The 16,399-nt window shown below is 61.3% G+C and carries 19 protein-coding genes; 8 read left to right on the top strand and 11 right to left on the bottom strand.

The annotated features are described in order from the left end of the window. Positions 1–145: 145 nt before the first annotated feature. The gene (locus IVA75_RS37265) at positions 146–661 is read right to left on the bottom strand and encodes a YcgN family cysteine cluster protein (protein WP_027569103.1); all 516 of its coding nucleotides are present in this window, start codon (positions 659–661) and stop codon (positions 146–148) included. 294 nt (positions 662–955) lie between these two features. Here IVA75_RS37265 and IVA75_RS37260 point away from each other — a divergent pair, with 294 nt between their 5' ends. From IVA75_RS37260 to IVA75_RS37245, 4 genes are all read left to right on the top strand, one after another. Then, positions 956–3,244 carry a PBP1A family penicillin-binding protein gene (locus IVA75_RS37260; RefSeq protein ID WP_247288818.1) on the top strand — a complete coding sequence of 763 codons (2,289 nt, stop codon included), beginning with the start codon at positions 956–958 and terminating at the stop codon, positions 3,242–3,244. A gap of 9 nt (positions 3,245–3,253) precedes the next feature. Beyond that, on the top strand, positions 3,254–3,832 hold the full coding sequence (locus IVA75_RS37255) for a DUF1214 domain-containing protein (RefSeq protein WP_007593444.1): 579 nt from the start codon (positions 3,254–3,256) through the stop codon (positions 3,830–3,832). Next, positions 3,829–4,413, top strand: coding sequence for a DUF1254 domain-containing protein (locus IVA75_RS37250; RefSeq protein WP_247288817.1), 585 nt, complete (start codon positions 3,829–3,831; stop codon positions 4,411–4,413). The genes IVA75_RS37255 and IVA75_RS37250 overlap by 4 nt, the downstream gene beginning before the upstream one ends. Before the next feature lie 346 nt (positions 4,414–4,759). After that, entirely contained in the window at positions 4,760–4,999 is a 240-nt protein-coding gene (locus IVA75_RS37245) for a hypothetical protein (protein WP_247288816.1), read from the top strand. Here the strand turns inward: IVA75_RS37245 and IVA75_RS37240 are convergent. From IVA75_RS37240 to IVA75_RS37230, 3 genes are all read right to left on the bottom strand, one after another. Then, complete coding sequence (locus tag IVA75_RS37240; protein ID WP_247288815.1) at positions 4,990–5,385, bottom strand: response regulator; 396 nt, start codon at positions 5,383–5,385, stop codon at positions 4,990–4,992. The genes IVA75_RS37245 and IVA75_RS37240 overlap by 10 nt on opposite strands. 311 nt (positions 5,386–5,696) lie before the next feature. Further along, entirely contained in the window at positions 5,697–5,885 is a 189-nt protein-coding gene (locus tag IVA75_RS37235; RefSeq protein WP_247288814.1) for a hypothetical protein, read from the bottom strand. Between the two features lie 235 nt (positions 5,886–6,120). Further along, the gene (locus IVA75_RS37230) at positions 6,121–8,082 is read right to left on the bottom strand and encodes a PAS domain-containing sensor histidine kinase (RefSeq protein WP_247288813.1); all 1,962 of its coding nucleotides are present in this window, start codon (positions 8,080–8,082) and stop codon (positions 6,121–6,123) included. A gap of 764 nt (positions 8,083–8,846) precedes the next feature. On the opposite strand from IVA75_RS37230, the gene IVA75_RS37225 reads away from it, so the two are divergent. After that, positions 8,847–9,491 (top strand): cation transporter, encoded by a 645-nt coding sequence (locus IVA75_RS37225; protein ID WP_027569097.1) that lies wholly within the window; start codon positions 8,847–8,849, stop codon positions 9,489–9,491. A gap of 134 nt (positions 9,492–9,625) precedes the next feature. On the opposite strand, the gene IVA75_RS37220 is transcribed toward IVA75_RS37225, so the two are convergent. Together IVA75_RS37220 and IVA75_RS37215 are read right to left on the bottom strand one after the other, a co-directional pair. Next, complete coding sequence (locus IVA75_RS37220) at positions 9,626–10,078, bottom strand: GNAT family N-acetyltransferase (protein WP_247288811.1); 453 nt, start codon at positions 10,076–10,078, stop codon at positions 9,626–9,628. Between the two features lie 207 nt (positions 10,079–10,285). Further along, positions 10,286–10,684: a hypothetical protein gene (locus IVA75_RS37215; RefSeq protein WP_155809917.1), complete on the bottom strand. Its 399-nt coding sequence runs from the start codon at positions 10,682–10,684 to the stop codon at positions 10,286–10,288. 241 nt (positions 10,685–10,925) lie between these two features. Here IVA75_RS37215 and IVA75_RS37210 point away from each other — a divergent pair, with 241 nt between their 5' ends. Next, positions 10,926–11,195 (top strand): hypothetical protein, encoded by a 270-nt coding sequence (locus IVA75_RS37210; RefSeq protein ID WP_155809916.1) that lies wholly within the window; start codon positions 10,926–10,928, stop codon positions 11,193–11,195. Positions 11,196–11,321: 126 nt separating this feature from the next. Here the strand turns inward: IVA75_RS37210 and IVA75_RS37205 are convergent, their stop codons facing one another. After that, entirely contained in the window at positions 11,322–12,050 is a 729-nt protein-coding gene (locus tag IVA75_RS37205) for a hypothetical protein (RefSeq protein WP_247288809.1), read from the bottom strand. 84 nt (positions 12,051–12,134) lie between these two features. Between IVA75_RS37205 and IVA75_RS37200 the strand changes: the two genes are divergently transcribed. Further along, positions 12,135–12,395, top strand: a complete 261-nt coding sequence (locus IVA75_RS37200; RefSeq protein ID WP_247288808.1) for a DUF1127 domain-containing protein — start codon at positions 12,135–12,137, stop codon at positions 12,393–12,395. Between the two features lie 109 nt (positions 12,396–12,504). Here IVA75_RS37200 and IVA75_RS37195 read toward each other — a convergent pair whose 3' ends face one another. The 4 genes from IVA75_RS37195 to IVA75_RS37180 are packed head-to-tail and all read right to left on the bottom strand — an operon-like array spanning position 12,505 to position 14,869. Beyond that, on the bottom strand, positions 12,505–13,005 hold the full coding sequence (locus tag IVA75_RS37195; protein WP_247288807.1) for a heme-binding protein: 501 nt from the start codon (positions 13,003–13,005) through the stop codon (positions 12,505–12,507). A gap of 29 nt (positions 13,006–13,034) precedes the next feature. Next, positions 13,035–13,682, bottom strand: coding sequence for a hypothetical protein (locus IVA75_RS37190; RefSeq protein ID WP_247288806.1), 648 nt, complete (start codon positions 13,680–13,682; stop codon positions 13,035–13,037). 27 nt (positions 13,683–13,709) lie between these two features. Beyond that, the gene (locus IVA75_RS37185) at positions 13,710–14,618 is read right to left on the bottom strand and encodes a DUF1259 domain-containing protein (protein ID WP_247288805.1); all 909 of its coding nucleotides are present in this window, start codon (positions 14,616–14,618) and stop codon (positions 13,710–13,712) included. 17 nt (positions 14,619–14,635) lie between these two features. Continuing rightward, positions 14,636–14,869, bottom strand: coding sequence for a hypothetical protein (locus IVA75_RS37180; RefSeq protein ID WP_247288804.1), 234 nt, complete (start codon positions 14,867–14,869; stop codon positions 14,636–14,638). Between the two features lie 495 nt (positions 14,870–15,364). On the opposite strand from IVA75_RS37180, the gene IVA75_RS37175 reads away from it, so the two are divergent. After that, positions 15,365–16,399, top strand: coding sequence for a Cj0069 family protein (locus IVA75_RS37175; protein ID WP_247288803.1), 1,035 nt, complete (start codon positions 15,365–15,367; stop codon positions 16,397–16,399).

Raw genomic sequence — 16,399 nt, 5'->3', positions numbered from 1 at the left:
CGCCCCAAATGGGGACTGAAAACAGAAGCCAAGAGAAAAACGGCACCGTAAAACGGCGCCAGTCTATCACAATCTCAGATTGTATCAATATGCTGCGCCAGGGGCTGGGCGTCCGCGCCGGCGCGACGTCGATCTCGCAGGCGGATCAGTCCTTCGGACGTCGCTTCAGCCGGGCCCGTTTCGGAAGCTGCGCCGGCCACTGCACGATGTGGTTCTCGAGCTCATCGTCCGGGATCTCCACCTCGCTGCCTTCGACCCGTCCGCGCACGGAGACGCCCGCCTCATGCACGGTGTCGGGATCGCCTGACACCAGCGGATGCCACCAATAGAGGTCGCGCCCTTCCGCGACGAGCTTGTAGCCGCAGCTCGGCGGCAGCCAGTTCAGGGTGCGGACATTGGCCGGGGTCAGGCGGACGCAGTCCGGAACCTTGTCGGAACGATTCGCATAGTCCTTGCAGCCGCAGGTCACCCCATCGAGCAGCTTGCAGCCGACATGGGTGAAATAGATGTCACCGGTGCCATCTTCCTCGAGCTTGTTCAGGCAGCAGCGGCCGCAGCCGTCGCACAGGCTTTCCCATTCGGGCCCCGACATCTCTTCCAAGGTCTTGGTTTTCCAGAAGAATCCTTCCTGGCCTGAAGGTCGTTTGGGAGCTGCGGTCATGCGCCTCAACAAAAGTTCGAAAGAGCTACGGCTGATGCCATCTAGGGCGTGCGGCCGCGGGGCTGCAAGCAACGCCCGCGTGAGGCCCGTAATGAACCGGGGTCAATTAGGCCTGTTGTTCAAAATCGCAAGCGTGACCATTGGTTTATAGGCCCTGCTCGGCTAGAAGGAACAGCAAGTCCCCACCGTCGCTGGCCGGGCGCCTTGGGTTTGCCGCAACACTCCCGCAAGACGTCTCGATGCCGCCCCGGCCGGGTGCTTGAACGCTTTCGAACCAAGCCGCAAGGGTTCTAGGTGCGCCAGATCATACCACCGCATTGGAAGGCCCGGATCCGGAATTTCTTCCTGGATCTCGATGCGCGCATCGACTCCTCGCTGTTCTCCTCGGCCAAGGGCATCCGCGAGCTCTACGAGCGCTACTCGACCTTCATGGACCGCTTCTATGTCGGGCGTTGGAAGCGCTGGGTGTTCATCGAGCCGCTGTCGGAGGCTGCGACGCTGGGCCTCGGCGGCCTGGTTGTGATGCTGACCCTCGCCATCCCCGCCTTCCGCGAGACCGCGGACGAGGACTGGCTGAAGAAGTCCGACCTCGCGGTGACCTTCCTCGACCGCTACGGCAACCCGATCGGCAGCCGCGGCATCAAGCACAACGATTCGATCCCGCTGGAAGATTTTCCGGACGTGCTGATCAAGGCGACCCTCGCGACCGAGGACCGCCGCTTCTACGAGCATTTCGGCATCGACATCGCCGGCACCGCGCGCGCGCTCGTCACCAACGCCCAGGCTGGCGGCGTCCGCCAGGGCGGCTCCTCGATCACCCAGCAGCTCGCCAAGAACCTGTTCCTGAGCAACGAGCGCACCATCGAACGCAAGGTCAACGAAGCCTTCCTCGCGGTCTGGCTGGAATGGCGCCTGACCAAGAACGAGATCCTCAAGCTGTATCTCGACCGCGCCTATATGGGCGGCGGCACCTTCGGCGTCGACGGCGCCGCGCATTTCTACTTCAACAAGTCGGCACGTGACGTGACGCTCGCCGAAGCCGCGATGCTCGCCGGCCTGTTCAAGGCGCCGACCAAATACGCGCCTCACATCAACCTGCCCGCCGCACGCGCCCGCGCCAACGTCGTGCTCGACAACCTCGTCGACGCCGGCTTCATGACCGAGGGCCAGGTGTTCGGCGCCCGCCGCAATCCCGCGTTCGCGGTCGACCGCCGCTACGAGGCGTCGCCGAATTACTATCTCGACTACGCCTTCGACGAGATGCGCAAGCTGGTCGACACCTTCCCGAAATCCTACACCGAGCGCGTCTTCGTGGTCCGGCTCGCGATCGACACCAATGTGCAGAAGGCTGCGGAGGACGCGGTCGAGAACCAGCTCCGCCAGTTCGGCCGCGACTATCACGCGACCCAGGCAGCGACCGTCGTCTCCGATCTCGACGGCGGCATTCGCGCCATGGTCGGTGGCCGCGACTACGGCGCCAGCCAGTTCAACCGCGCCACCGACGCCTACCGCCAGCCGGGCTCGTCGTTCAAGCCTTACGTCTACACCACCGCGCTCCTCAACGGCTTCACGCCGAATTCGATCGTGGTGGACGGACCGGTCTGCATCGGCAATTGGTGCCCGCAAAACTATGGCCATTCCTATTCCGGCGCAGTGACGCTGACACAGGCGATCACGCGTTCGATCAACGTCGTGCCGGTCAAGCTGTCGATCGCCATCGGCCAGAAGAACGAGCCCAAAGCGCAGAACCCGGCCAAGGTCGGCCGCGCCAAGATCGTCGAGGTCGCCCGCCGCTTCGGCCTCAAGGCGCCGCTGCCCGACACGCCGTCGCTGCCGATCGGCTCGGACGAAGTCACCGTGCTCGAGCACGCGGTGGCGTATGCGACCTTCCCCAACCGCGGCAAGGCGGTGACGCCGCATTCCGTGCTCGAAGTGCGCACCGGCGCAGGCGATCCGGTCTGGCGCTGGGACCGCGACGGGCCGAAGCCGCGCCAAGCGATCCCCGCCTCGGTGGCCGCCGACATGGCCGGCATGATGAGCCACGTCGTCAGCGAAGGCACCGCGCGCCGCGCAGCCCTTGACGGCATTCCGACCGCGGGCAAGACCGGCACCACCAATGCCTATCGCGACGCCTGGTTCGTCGGCTACACCGGCAATTTCACCTGCGCGGTCTGGTACGGCAATGACGACTATTCGCCGACCAACCGCATGACCGGCGGCTCGCTGCCGGCGCAGACCTGGCACGACATCATGCTCGCGGCGCATCAGGGCGTCGAGGTCCGGGAAATCGCCGGCATCGGCATGGGCCAGAAGCTGCCGCCCGAGCGGATCGCCAACGCGCAGGCCAATGCGACGCCGAAGGTGCTGGAGACCAAGCCCGGTCCGCCGCCGGTGTTGACCAAACGCGGCGCCGACGTGTTGGTGCGGGTCGAGAAGCTGCTGGATGACGCTGCCAGGACCGCGACCAAATCGGCGGCCACCGATCCCAAGCAAGCCAAGCCGGCATCGTCCACGAGCGCGCTCGCCTTCCCGCAGAACTATGCGGAAGAGAATGCGAACGCATCCGCCCCGCGCAAGAACTGATCGAAACAAGTGCGGCTGATCCTGATCACATTGACGGCCCTTCTGCTCGCAACCGTGGTGGGCGTCGGCGCGACCTGGATGACGACGACGCGCGGCACCGAGATCGGCGCGCTGACCATCGGCCCCTGGACCGCGCGTCCGCGCACCGGCACCGCCGATGTCGATCCGTATTCGCGCGCCACCATCGTGCGCAACGGCGAGCTGCCGATCGGCACCGGCGACGGCGTCGCCTTCACCGCGACCGCCGACGACAAGAAGAAGGTGCTCGACGGCCGCTGCGACGTCGTGGTCTCCGGCGTGACGCCGCCGGCACGGTTCTGGACGCTGACGCTTTACGACCGCAAGGGTCATCTCGTCCCCAATTCGCTGCAGCGCTACGGCTTCACCAGCCAGGAGATCGTGCGGCAGTCCGACGGCTCGTTCGAGATCCGCATCGCCTCCCGCTCGCGCGCCGGCAACTGGCTGCCGACCGGCGGCATCGAGCGTTACGCGCTGATGCTGCGGCTCTACGACACCCCGGTCGGCGTTGCCACCCGCACCCAGCGCGACGCGCCGATGCCCACCATCACGACGGCGGGCTGCTCATGATCCGGCTGTTGTTCACCATCGTTGCCGGCGTGGTGCTGGGCCTCGTGGTTCATCTCGTCAGCGTGCTGGCGCTGCCGCGGATCGCGACCCAGGACGCCTATTCGCGGCTGACGCCGATGACCAAGCTCAACGCCGTCACCCAGCTTCCGCTCGCCGATCCGCAGACCTCGCCGATGCCGTTCATGGACCCGGCCTTTGCGCTGGCAATCTGCCGCTACGATCTGTCGAACGGACCGATCAAGCTGACGGTGCCCGTCAGCCAGGCCTACACCTCGGTGTCGTTCTACACTCGCAACGAGATCGCCTATTACGCCATCAACGACCGCTCGGCCGGCAAGAAGGTGATCGAGCTCGATTTGATGACCGAGCCGCAGCACAACGAACTGCCGGAGGACGAAGAGATCACCGCCGCCGACCGCCTGATCATCGATTCCCCCAGCACCACCGGTCTGATCGTGATGAAGGCGCTCGCCCCCGAGCCCGGCCTGATGCCGCAAGCGCAGGCTTCGCTTGCGGCCGCGAGTTGCGGCCCGCAGACCGAGGCGCCGGCCAAGGCCGAAGCGCCGCGCGGACGGCGCTGAGGCGCGGCTTCGGCAAGCCGCAAAACAAAAAGTCGAAAAACAACCCCATGCACAGTAGCGGGGGTATTGAAATCATTAGCCATTTTGGTTGCACCAAATAGGCGTTTGCCGGACCGATACATCCCTGCCCGTCGCGCTGTTCGGCTTTGACTCGTCGGGCAAAACACTGGCAGAATGGCATCATCGAAAGTTCACCCGCGCGGAGCAATCCGCCGCGGGTTTTTTTATGCCGGAGCAGCTTGCGCTTAGAATGGCGGGGCTCGTTCGAGATTGTCCCCGCCTGAATTCGGAACGAACATTCGACCCTTGAATCATTCCACGTCGGCTGAGTGTCGGATGTCCAACCGTGTCGCGCTTAAATCAGTTCGCCCGTGAGGCCGCAGCGGAATTGCTGCGCATGGCAAAAACCACAAAGGATCCCACGGTCGCTGCTGGCTTCGTACAGCGTGCCGCATACCTGAAAGACGGCACCGGCGAGCTTCCTGCCATCGATGTCGAGGCCATGGTCGAAGAGCCGCCCAAGCCCTTGGCGAAGAACCAAGGCTGCCTCGGTCGGCGAAGGCTTCGTCCACTCCCTCAGGACTGAGCGGGCGGAGCTCCGGTATTCAGAAGTTGAGCTACGGCGGTCACGATTTGCGCAGGTGCAAATGGCTTGGTCAGCAAGATGCTGTTGGGCACGCCGTGGGCGGGCCATTGATCGGCCGCCGCGCCTGTCATGTAAATCACAGAGATGTCCGGATTTAGCTCCCTGGCGCGATGGCCGACTTGCCAGCCATCGAGCTTTCCGAACAAATTTATATCGGTAACGAGTGCGCGATACTTGGTTTGGTTGCCCTGCAGAAGACTAACTGCATCCTCCCCACTGACGGCGACTTCGGCTTCAAAGCCGCCATCTGACAATGCGTCGGCCACCATGTCGCGGATAAGCTGTTCGTCTTCGACGACGAGGATAGTAACTCCCGCCCCTTGCATGCTGGCCCCCCTGCGCACCCCGCTGTGCGATCGGGGAAGGAACTCGCGATAAAGAGTTATGTTCCATTTTGAACACAGCGAGCAAGGGTCCCCCGCCCAACGAAGGTCAGCTCGACTTCAGGAGCGCAGCTTCTTGCGCAACTTCCCGATCAATTCGCGAAGGCCCGCGACATGCTCGTGGAGGATGCGCCGCCGGGCCTAGTCGCCCTCGCGGACTTTCACTTTTGGCTTGGCCGGCGGCTTATCGCGCCTGACATCGCACCAGCCGCACGGCCGCAGGCGGCCTGGATCTAGATCGATCTTTCACGCTCTCAGGGTTGCGGCGGTTCTTCTGGCGGGCTTGGTGGCGGCAGTCCGTATTCCAAGGCGCGCTTTGCCGCCAGCTTTCTGTAAGCCGCCGCCTGGCTCAACAGCTGAGTTTTGAAGGTCGAATCCTGCTCGCCCGCGGCCAATTTCTCCAGACTGACGGCGCGCTCCAGGTATTCGTTCAACAGTTTCATCGCCGCCCCCGGCTTTTCTCGGACCCTTAAAAATCTCACGGCGCGAAAAAAGGTCAAGCGGGGAAAGTCCGGCTACCGATCCACTCCCTCAGGGTGAGCGCAGTACGGGAATCTTGGTGCCCGTTGAGGCACCAGGCAGACAGGGAGGGATGACGGCTAAGGCCCAGAGAGCGGACGGTGCTACAGTGACCGCCGCCGGCCAGCGGTCAGGATACTACCGCTGGTTAGACCTTGGTCATTCAAACTGATCCAGAATCTCTCGCACCTTCAGCGCTAGTTTTGCTTGCGAGATTGGCTTCTCCAGCAGGTTGACGCCTTCATCAAGCCTTCCCTGATGGACCACGGCATTGCGCGAATAGCCGGTCATGTACAGGATCTTCAGTCCAGGTCTAATTTGATGCGCGCGCCTGCCGAGTTCGCGACCATTGATCCCCGGCATGACCACGTCAGTGAGAAGAAGGTCCACCTTCGAGTCTTCTTGCAGGAGAATGGTCAGAGCGGCCTGGGCGCTGCGGGCCGAGAGGACGCGATAGTTGAGCTCCCGCAGGACGTCAGAAATATAGACGCGCAGATCTTCATCGTCCTCGACGACGAGAACGGTCTCGGATAGCTCACCCTCGGCAATTTCCTCGGGTGCGATTTCCTCGCGCGGTGTGCTTCCGGAAAAGCGCGGAAAGTACATCTTGATGGTGGTGCCTTGCCCCACCTCGCTGTAGATTTTTGCGTGGCCTCCGGATTGCTTGACGAAGCCGTAGACCTGGCTCAGGCCAAGCCCGGTGCCGTGGCCCGGCTCCTTTGTCGTAAAGAAGGGCTCAAAGGCGTGACTGAGAACGTCCCGCGACATTCCGCCTCCGGTGTCAGTCACGCAAATGGCGACGTACTGACCGGGCGCCAGTTCAGGATTGAGCCGGCAGTAATCATCGTCGGCGGAGATGTTGGCTGCTTCCAAAGTCAGCTTTCCGCCGTCGGGCATGGCGTCACGAGCGTTGATTGCCAGGTTGACGATGGCTGACTCCAGATGATTGGCGTCGGCTTCGATTTCCCAAAGACCCGCACTTCCGACGGTCTGGACTTCGATGCGCTCTCCGAGCGTGCGCTGAAGGAATTCCTGCAGGCTATTGACGTAGTTGTTTACGTTGATTGGTTTGGGATCAAGCGCTTGTCGGCGCGAAAATGCCAACAAGCGACTGGTCAACGCCGCGGCTCTCTGCGCGCCTCGTTTGGCGTTTGCGAGCGCCCGGTTCAGATTGGCTCCGGGCGCCTTGGCGTGCCGTTCAGCTGTCTCGAGATTGCCAAGGACGATCATGAGCAGATTGTTGAAGTCGTGCGCGATCCCGCCGCTGAGTTGCCCCACCGCCTCCAGCTTTTGGGATGCGGCGAGTTGCTCCTGAACGTGCTTGAGCTCGTCCTCAGCGCGCTTCCGGTCCGTAACGTCGCGCGTGACTTTGGCGAACCCGACGATGTTTCCGGCCTCGTCCGTGATGCGATCGATGATGACCGACGCCCAAAAGCGGGAGCCGTCTTTTCGCAGGCGCCAGCCTTCCGCTTCGAAGCGACCATGCTCCGCCGCCTCTGAAAGCGCACGCTTGGGCACACCGAGTTCTATCTCTTCAGGCGTGTAAAAAGCGCTGAAATGCCGACCGATGATCTCCGGCGGCGCGTAGCCCTTGATCCGCTCTGCTCCGGGATTCCAGGTTGTCACGTTGCCGAGTGGGTCGAGCTGAAAGATCGCGTAATCGACCACGGCCTCGACCAGCTGGCGATAGCGCCGCTCACTATCGAGAAGCTCTTCATGGGCTTCCTGACGTTCGGTAACGTCTCGCGTGACCTTGGCGAAGCCGATCACTTCACCGGCTTGATTGCGGACGGCATCGATGATGACCGATGCCCAGAAACGGCTTCCGTTCTTGCGGACTCTCCATCCTTCGGCGCTGAAGCGGCCTTCTCGTGCTGCGACGCTCAAGGCGCGCTCTGGAAGCCCATTGGCGCGATCATCTGGCGTATAGAAGGATGCGAACGACTTGCCGATGATTTCGTCAGGCGAGTAGCCCTTCAACCGCTGGGCACCGGAGTTCCAGCTGCGGACTGTGCCGTCGAGGTCGATCATGTAGATGGCGTAATCAACGATTGCGTCGATGAGCAGTTGAAGGCGCGCAGTATCGTCGATCCCGTCAAGTTTTGACTGGTGGGCTTGCAAATGGTCGACTCCGGTGTCGGGGGAAACCGTTTAACCGCGAAGTCTTTTTATTGTTCCGTAGTGCTGCTCCGTGCCAGCCTCGGATGGCATGACCTCTGTCGGGGTCTGAAGTCCGTTAAGGGCGGTTATCGGATTCCAGAAAAAGCGCTGGTGGCATGTCTGCTGAGGGCCAGGAGACGACCTTCCTAGAACTGCCGGCGAGAGCTAAACCTTATTGTCTGTTTCCCTGCTCAACAAAATCGCCCCACTCCTCCCTGAGAACCGCACGATAGATTCCGGGAGGAAGCACTTCCTCTATGACTTCCGCATTCCGGGAGGCGTTTGGATCTAAGAACAACCCGACTAACGGCATGCACACCTTCATGGCGTAGCGCGCGGCGTCCTCGGCTGTCCGAACGCCCGCCGCTTGAGCATCAGGTGCGTGCGACCGAACACAAGCTCGAAAGCGGGAAACAGACGGCTGCTCTCCATGATGCGTCTGAGCGGATAGCTGAGACGATAATATGAGAAGCGAGATCAAAATAGCTGCTCTCAATGGACGCTCCAAGACATTGAAACGGACTAAAGTTGAAGCTCGCTTTTGGGACCGAAATAAGGGCGGCCAACTCTGCAATGGGTCACAAGCGGCGATTGGCGCCGGGCTGGAAACTTCCGGTCTACCCCTCTGAGCCGACATGTCGCGGCACCGCTCCAACGGTAGCGATGGGCTAAAAGGCGACCGAACTCGACTAGCGATTGGCCTCAATTCATCTTATCTTCCGCCCATGAACGATTGCTGTTGTCCTCCGCCGCCCCTCAACTTGGGCGGAACCAAAAAGCGGGATGCCGCTTACCGCCGGGTGCTCTGGGCTGTGCTCGCGATCAATGCCGCAATGTTTGCGGTTGAGGTCGTCGCGGGCCTCGCTGCTGGATCGGCGTCGTTACAAGCAGACGCGCTCGACTTCTTAGGTGACGCTGCAAACTATGCCATAAGCCTGCTCGTAATTGGCATGGCACTCCGCTATCGCGCTGCTGCTGCTCTTGCGAAGGGCGCTACAATGGCCGCCTTCGGTGCATGGGTCATCGCAACAGTCGTTTGGCATTCGCTCCACGGAACGCTCCCAAGCGCATTTGCTATGGGCACCGTTGGAGTTGCGGCCTTGGCTGCCAACGCCGCTTCATTTGGTCTTCTTTGGGCGTACCGTCATGGTGACGCCAACATGCGATCTGCATGGATTTGCACCCGTAACGATGTGCTTGGGAACCTCGCGGTCTTATTGGCAGCCGCTGGCGTGTTCGGGACCGGCACAGGATGGCCCGACGTGATCGTGGCCGCCATCATGGCCGTGCTTGCTATTCAGGGTGCTGCTATCGTCATCCGCCAAGCCGTCGGAGAGCTGCGCGTAGGCGGTTTGGCAGCAGCCGAATAAATCCCGTTGCCAAGGGCTAATGTCCGTTTTGGTCAAAATGCGAAGAACTCGACCTGAGCAAATTTTGTCCGCCATGCCTCAATGAGCGGACCTCGTGGAGCGATGCTGCCACTTCGCCGAAGGGCCACAAGCGGTCATTCCTGGTGGAGATGGTCACGTCGCCACGAGTACAGAACATCGGGTTCTTTCTCTTCGTTGCGTGCGCCATCTGTCTTTGAGACAAGCCGAAAACCATGCTTCTCGTAGAACTTGCGTGCAGTTTGGTTTCGCTGGAAGGTCCAGAGGCTCAGGTGCGCAAATCGATCCTTCGCAACATTCAACAGCGTAAGGCCAATCTGACGGCCTTGCCACGTTGGGAGCACGTAGAGTTGGTCGATCCATGCATCGCGAAACGCTATAAAGCCAACGAGCTCTTGGCCGCTGGACCAGCCCCAGAGTTGGCAGGCCGGAAAAATGCGTTCTCTGAAGAACCAACGGTCCTCCGCTGGAGTGTGGAGCCCGGCCAGAGTTGGCAGAGCTTGGTCGAAAGCCGTACGATGGACAGCGGCCGCAGCATCCATGTCTTCAATCGCAAGTCGCCTCAGCATTTATGAACCCCAAGGTCTCGGCCGATCGTACCCCAGCGAACCTATCGCAGCTATGCGCAACACGTCTCTTCTGGGGCAATCGCGTCGGTGCAGACCTCTACTGTCTCTTCCAGTCCGGCCCGAACAGCTGACATGGTGGAGCCGGCGCAGTTGGTCCGGAACGGGCCAGAAGCCGAAGCCAACTACTGATACTCCTCGAGAGAAAACTCAGGGGGCTTTCCGCGCGTCGTCACAGACCAGTCGATGCACTGTCGGCGCTACAATTTGACTGCGCTTCAAGTCCATGTTGCTAATTACCTCGGAGAACTTGCCGTCGCAGTCAAAGTGAAACTCGAAGAGGTTGTTCTTGTTAAAGGCATCTCCATCGATAATGTAGGCAGTGGCGGAGTGGGCGGGCTTCGTGCTTAGATCAATTGCGAATTCGGTGCCGTCGTCGGCGGTCATTACCTGCCAGCGCGGCTTAATGAGCTTGCCCCGCCAGTTGACGTAGCCGTCACGCCAGAGAAGTGACCATGTGTCCGCCGCCATGCGATCTGGTGACTGAGCCGCGATACTCGATGGTAACACCGCCAAAACGGACATTAGGATTTTGGTTCCAACCTTCATTGAGCGTACTCACTTGGCAACATTGGGTGGGATAGCTCATCATTGCCCACTGCCAAGTCGAACAGCCTTTTATGGCCGCTTTGGGTCACAAGCCGCCGAAGTGACAGCCGGCTGCAAACTTCCGGTCGGCCCCTGTGAGCTGACATGCAGCGAGACCCCGCCAACGGAAGCGATGGGCCAGGAGGCGACATCGCAATCTTTGCTTGATATGAAAGTGGCCGCCAAAGGGGGATGACCATTAATGTTTGCCGTGGTCGCAATCTTGGGGCTGCTAACGGTGCTACTCGCACCATCATGGATTGTTCTTTTTCTTTTCAACCGGATGACCTTCAGTCAAGCCCTACGGGCGGCATCACCTGTTTGGGCTGCCCAAGTGATTATCTCCATCGCGCTCATTTTTCTTGCCGACAAATCAGGTTTGCTAAATCCGGCGGGTTACGTGCTTGGGACATGTGTCTTGGTTGGGTTCGCAGGTGCTTTTTTCCTCCGCCGCTCAAAGCACAGTGGGTGACGTCGGAAAGAAGCTACGGATTGGTATGGGCCAATAAGGGCCATGACGAGACGCATTACCAACAGGGCTTCTGACTATCGTTTCCGCGAAAGCAGGGGCACTCGGCTGAGCCGGACGCCTGGCGGGTCAAACGGTACGACGGCGAGCGGATCGCGAGGTCACATAGATGCCGAGGAGGAACGGAACCGCCGTGAGCGCTACGCTTGGTAGGAGGTCAGTGACGATCATTTTGAACGAAGCCAGACGATGTGTGCGGTGCCACTCATTGGTCGGCAGAGCCCACGCAATGATCGCAAAACTGAGCCAAAGCATAACAGCCGTCGCTGCGATGCTGAGGTATGTAAGCCTTCCATGCTTGAGCAGCACGGCCGAGAGGGGCACGCCAACTACCGTGGCAGGCGGCAACAGGTAAATTAAGGTCAGCACTGAGGCATAGACGGTCCAGCCGGGTACGATTGACCAACGTTGGGCCTCTTCAAGGAGACCAGTCGAAACGCGCTTGCTGAATTCATTATATGACCAGAGAAAATTACTGGCTAAATGGCCGAATGCACCGCATGCGTATCCAATGAGCAACGGCCCAACGCCGAACCGAGTAGATGTACTGCCGAGGATCATGGACCAGACGAAAAGCGAGAGCAAAAGTGCCATTCCAACCAGCAAGAAACCGGCTGGTCCCATCATCCCATAGACAATCCAATCGGTCGGCACTTCGCAAATCTCTAATGAAGGAGCGCTCGGCAGCATTCGGGCAGGACTAAGTGTAGCAACTTGGCCCCACCATTGCGAGCCGGGCGTCCGGTTTGGGTCACTTGCCGAAGTCGGCAGGGTCGCTTGCGCGGCAAAGACGAGCATGATAGCAAGCGCCATCGGGTCAAACACAACCGCCCGACCAGCTTTCGAGCCAAGCGTTGTTTCGCTCCATTATGGAGGTGAAACATGTCTTGCGACAGCACCCCTGGCTCAATCTGCACATCCAACGCAGCCTTCGTTCCTTCTCCAAACCCTGGATGGTTCTGGAAACTCACGCTCGCGCTGCTGGACGGCATCACACGGCGCCGCCAGTACGACGAGCTTCTCGAACTGGACGACCGGCTTCTCGCGGACATCGGCTTATCGAGAACAATCGTTGGGGAAGCTCGACGGTCTTATTTCTCAGGTTGGCGTGACAAATCGGATATTGTCGATTCCTGTCGGTGAGCGCCCGACACCTGCGCGTGCGAAGGCGGCGCGTCTGCTTGTCTCTGCGGATCGGACGGCCGCCAAGCTCGCAAAGGTCTGAAGATTTTTCCACCACGATCTTTACGCCTCAGAAGTCCAGCTTGTCTCGTATGGCGTCAATTCCGGCTTTCGCGCAGGCTTCGTCCGCGTCACCGCCCGGCGCACCGGACACGCCGACCGCTCCGACCAGGGAGCCGCCGGCTTCGACGATCAGTCCTCCGGCGATGACGACCGTTCCGGGAAGGTTGCGAATGCCAGCCTGCATCATGCCCGGCTGGCTGATCGCATTCAGCTCGGTCGTGCTGGTCTTGAACGAGGCAGCTGTCCACGCCTTGCCTGCTGCCGTCGAGGGCGTGTGAGGGCCTGCAAAGCGGTCGCGCAACATCACTTGCGTGACGCCGAAGCGATCGACGACCGCAACTGCAACCTGGTATCCACGGGTGCGGCAGTTCGCCAACGCAGCGCGCGCAAGATCGAGCGCCAGTTCCGGACCGAGGGATTTGTAGGCGACCAGACCTTCCTCCGCCCGCACCGGGCAGATGGACGCAATCAGCAGGGCCGTCGCGACCGACAGGCATCGAACGTTCATGGCAATCTCCGGCAAAGGTGACCAAACGCCTATTTGATCCCACCATATGTCAGATCATCGAACAGGGTTACGCTATCTGCCTTGGTCCAAAGGCCGATCATGCCGGCGTCCGGAATGGTGACGTCGTCCACCTCGAACAATTGCTTTCCGTCATAGCTCACCTTGAACCGACTTCCTGCGAAGTCGCAGCGCAGCAGGTGCCATTGCCCCGACGACACCGGCGCGCTGACGCCATAGCCGCCTCTGCGACCCACGATCTCAAGTGATGTTCGGACGCCATTGGCCGTCTTGTACAGCACGACATTGTCCTCCAGCGCGTTCGCGCGGACCACGTAGTAATTGTCGGCATCCTTCGCACGCCAGATAACTCCCGCCGCGCGATCCTCGGAGCCGGCGACGGCCTTGAATTTCACCTCGACGAAGCCGTCACGGATGGACGTATCGCGCTTGATGGCGAGGGGAAACGTCGCCCGTCCGGATTGCTTGAGGACGTTTGGCTTGCTTGGCGCTGTCGACTCGGCCTCGACGGTCCATTTCGGCTGTCCCTTGCCGGTCATCGTCAAAGTCCATCCGTCGGGCGAGGTTCCGGCAGCAGCGTTGTCGAAATTCAAGGTCTCGGCCATGGCGTTCCCTCCCACTAACAAAGCCAGCATGGATGCCAGCGCAAGCTTGCCCATGAGCTTGTCCACGTGCTTGTCCATGCGTCAGCCCTTCGTGCTCGCCGTCTTGTCGAGCGCCGCACGGAGACCCTCTGCAAGTTTGACGGCATCGTCGTTGGCCCAGAAGTGCATGAAGAAGAGCCGCGGCTGTTCGTCCAGCATGTGGCTGTGCAGCGCGGTCACCTCGATGCCGTGCGTCCGCAGCGCCACGATGACCGGGTTTACCTCGTCGCTGGTCAGCACGAAGTCGCCGGTGATGGCCGCCCTACCCGCGCCCGTCGGCTGGAAATTGATGGCGATCGCCACGCCCATCGCGCCGACGGGCGTCAACAACATGCCGTCTTCCGTGATGGGGTCGCGCCGCTTCACGTTGAACTGGTAGACGCCGCCGTTCGCCTGCCCCTTGACGCCAATGATCTGATCGAGATTCGCGGTGTCGAGGTGGATGGCGGGCGGCGGGTTCGCCGGCGCCGTGACCGTCAGCGGGGTCTTGCTTTCGGCCAGCGCATCATGGATCGCCGAGGCCAATTTGACGGGATCGCCATGGCCGGCGACGTGCATGTAGAACGTGGCCGGGCTCGCACGCAGCAGATGATTGTGCACGGCGGTGATCTCGAGCCCGGTCGCGATCATCTTCGCCATCACGGGATTGATCTCGGTCTCGAGCAGCACGAGATCGCCCATGATCATTGCGCCGCCATGCGCAGGCTTGAACGCGACCCAGCCGCCAAGCGCCAGCGCCGGCTTGATCGCAACCCCATCCAACGTCACGGAGAGATCGCTGCGGGGAAAGCCGTAACGGCGGACGTCGTCCGAGACGGCGGGCTTGCGCCCCAGGGTCTCATCCACCTTCTGCCAGTCGGCATCCTGAGCATATGCCGGGATGAAGGGGCCGAAGCGAAATGCAAGAAGACAGACACCAATGCCGACCACGGCCCAAATGATTCTTTTCATCGCGCTACTCCCTAGGCTTAGTTTCGCTCTTTGACCTGGCCGCTGCTGTCGACGACCAGCGTCACCGCCTTGCCGTTCTTCACCGCCTTGGCGGTGATGCCTTCGGCCGTCGACTTGATATCGCTGACTTGCGTGTAACCGGCCGCCTGGATCCTGGCGACGAGCTCCTCCTGCGTCAGAGCGTGCGCGCTCGACAGCCCGCCCGCGACCGCAAGCAACAGAACCGTGCGGAAGATTGTTCGTGTTCGCATGATCATTCTCCTGGTCTTGTCCTGCCCCAAGTTTTCTTGCCCCAGGTGAAGTCCGCTCGCGATCTTCCCCTACGCGATGCCCACAAGGCGCAAGAGGCCGCGGGCATTAATGTGCACAGCGACGCGACCGGCGCGGACGCCGTGCCGAAAAGTCGAGCCGGTCTGACGGATGAAATCGGGGATGTATGATGACATGCTGCGCCCTTGGTGATCAGGACGCGATGCTTGGGCATGTCGCCTCACGGGGAGATCGCACATCCCCCGAGCCCCAAGTAAAAACCCGAGGGCGGCAGCTGTCAACGGGCCCAGGCTTTGGGCGGCGCACCGACGCCGCCGGCGAACGTCACAAAGAGTTCACCGCTCCGCGGAACCCCGCCAGCCACGTCTTGAAACTGGCGGACGGCCCCGCTACTGTCCTTTGCGTGGGGACAAAGCAGACTCCCCGTGAGGCCTCGGTCCAAGCTCTGCGCAGCACGCCATTTGTGGAGCTTGCGCATGGACACCGAACGACACCCTTCTCACCAACATACCGTCGCCATCCTCTCACGCGGAGACGCTGCCGCGCGGCGGGATGCGACGGCGCAAAACAGCCGCTTCGCGCAGCTTTTCGAAGCGCTCGCCGCCGTCGGCATTGAAGCCCAGCCGGCGATCTATGATGAAGGCTTCGCCGAGGGCGTCCGTGAACAATTGCTCGGGGTGGACGGCGTGCTGGTCTGGGTTAACCCCATTCAGGACGGTCGAAGTCGCATTGGTCTCGACGCATTGCTGCGGGACGTCGCGGCGCAGGGTGTGTGGGTAAGTGCCCATCCCGATGTCATCCTCAAGATGGGCACCAAGGAGGTTCTGTATCGTACCCGCGCGATGGGCTGGGGAAGCGACACGGCGCTATATGAAACCGCTGCGGCGATGCGCGCCGAGTTACCGATGCGGCTCGCCGCTGGTCCGCGCGTGATCAAGCGCAACCGGGGCAATGGCGGCCAAGGCGTCTGGAAGGTCGAGAGTCTGCCGACCTCCTCCATGATAAAGGTGCTGGACGCCACCAAGGACGCGCCCGAGGAACTGACGCTGGATGATTTTCTCCGTCGTTGCGCCGAGTATTTCGAGAACGGTAGCGTGATCGACCAACCATTCCAGCCTCGCCTGGGCGAGGGCGTCGTACGTTGCTACATGGCAGACGATCGCTGTGCCGGCTTCGGCCATCACAAGGTCAAGGCCCTGGTTGATTCGCCAGCCGCACGCGCCGAGGCCGGACCGCGACTCTATACCTCGAACGCAGACTCGCGCTTCCAGCGGCTGCGTCGGTTGATGGAAGACGAGTGGACGCCCCAATTGATGTCGTTGCTGGATATTTCGCGACTTGATCTGCCTGCGATTTGGGACGCCGACTTCATGCTTGGCCCGGTCCTTCCCAACGGAACCGACAGCTATGTCCTCGGCGAGATCAATGCCAGCTGGGTGCATCCCTATCCGGACGAGGCGCCGGCGGAGATCGCGAGGCGAGTTGCCGATCGGCTCCGGCGCAAGCTTTGA

The sequence above is a fragment of the Bradyrhizobium sp. 134 genome, assembly GCF_023074155.1.
Lineage (GTDB): Bacteria > Pseudomonadota > Alphaproteobacteria > Rhizobiales > Xanthobacteraceae > Bradyrhizobium.
This window is presented reverse-complemented; position numbering and strand designations above follow the sequence as displayed.

What these genes read in the sequence shown, in the direction of transcription:
- IVA75_RS37215 (WP_155809917.1), bottom strand. Translation starts at nt 10,684, where the DNA reads ATGAAGGTTGGAACCAAAATCCTAATGTCCGTTTTGGCGGTGTTACCA.
- IVA75_RS37220 (WP_247288811.1), bottom strand. Translation starts at nt 10,078, where the DNA reads ATGCTGAGGCGACTTGCGATTGAAGACATGGATGCTGCGGCCGCTGTC.
- IVA75_RS37185 (WP_247288805.1), bottom strand. Translation starts at nt 14,618, where the DNA reads ATGAAAAGAATCATTTGGGCCGTGGTCGGCATTGGTGTCTGTCTTCTT.
- IVA75_RS37240 (WP_247288815.1), bottom strand. Translation starts at nt 5,385, where the DNA reads ATGCAAGGGGCGGGAGTTACTATCCTCGTCGTCGAAGACGAACAGCTT.
- IVA75_RS37195 (WP_247288807.1), bottom strand. Translation starts at nt 13,005, where the DNA reads ATGAACGTTCGATGCCTGTCGGTCGCGACGGCCCTGCTGATTGCGTCC.
- IVA75_RS37175 (WP_247288803.1), top strand. Translation starts at nt 15,365, where the DNA reads ATGGACACCGAACGACACCCTTCTCACCAACATACCGTCGCCATCCTC.
- IVA75_RS37205 (WP_247288809.1), bottom strand. Translation starts at nt 12,050, where the DNA reads ATGCTCGTCTTTGCCGCGCAAGCGACCCTGCCGACTTCGGCAAGTGAC.
- IVA75_RS37190 (WP_247288806.1), bottom strand. Translation starts at nt 13,682, where the DNA reads ATGGGCAAGCTTGCGCTGGCATCCATGCTGGCTTTGTTAGTGGGAGGG.
- IVA75_RS37210 (WP_155809916.1), top strand. Translation starts at nt 10,926, where the DNA reads ATGTTTGCCGTGGTCGCAATCTTGGGGCTGCTAACGGTGCTACTCGCA.
- IVA75_RS37200 (WP_247288808.1), top strand. Translation starts at nt 12,135, where the DNA reads ATGTCTTGCGACAGCACCCCTGGCTCAATCTGCACATCCAACGCAGCC.
- IVA75_RS37265 (WP_027569103.1), bottom strand. Translation starts at nt 661, where the DNA reads ATGACCGCAGCTCCCAAACGACCTTCAGGCCAGGAAGGATTCTTCTGG.
- IVA75_RS37225 (WP_027569097.1), top strand. Translation starts at nt 8,847, where the DNA reads ATGAACGATTGCTGTTGTCCTCCGCCGCCCCTCAACTTGGGCGGAACC.
- IVA75_RS37250 (WP_247288817.1), top strand. Translation starts at nt 3,829, where the DNA reads ATGATCCGGCTGTTGTTCACCATCGTTGCCGGCGTGGTGCTGGGCCTC.
- IVA75_RS37235 (WP_247288814.1), bottom strand. Translation starts at nt 5,885, where the DNA reads ATGAAACTGTTGAACGAATACCTGGAGCGCGCCGTCAGTCTGGAGAAA.
- IVA75_RS37180 (WP_247288804.1), bottom strand. Translation starts at nt 14,869, where the DNA reads ATGCGAACACGAACAATCTTCCGCACGGTTCTGTTGCTTGCGGTCGCG.